This window comes from Escherichia sp. AM3, assembly GCF_032029835.1.
Taxonomy (GTDB): domain Bacteria; phylum Pseudomonadota; class Gammaproteobacteria; order Enterobacterales; family Enterobacteriaceae; genus Escherichia; species Escherichia coli.
Genome location: NZ_JAVUPQ010001298.1, coordinates 1 through 237, shown reverse-complemented (window position 1 = coordinate 237; position 237 = coordinate 1). Strand labels below are relative to the sequence as shown.

Sequence of the window (237 nt, the reverse complement as noted above, 5' to 3'; positions counted from 1 at the left end):
GACCAGGGAGAGATGTTCCATGCCCTCCAGCACTTCAGGCACAAACCAGGTGCGTTTATCAAGCGGCACATAGCCTACCGCGTCACCGCGCGCCGAAAGCTCCGCACAGGCGGCATGCAGCAGGTGGCTGCGTCCCGCGCCTTCGCGTGACCAGATATAGATGTATCCGCTGTGTTCCTGGCGCAGCACGTTTTGCAGTGCAGCCAGTAAAGAGGGGTTATCACCCGGCCAGAAACT

At 59.9% G+C, this 237-nt stretch carries 1 pseudogene; it reads right to left on the bottom strand.

Features of this window, described 5'->3' with window-relative positions:
- Positions 1–237 (bottom strand): annotated as a pseudogene (locus RTW80_RS30770) (DnaA regulatory inactivator Hda); the annotation flags it as partial.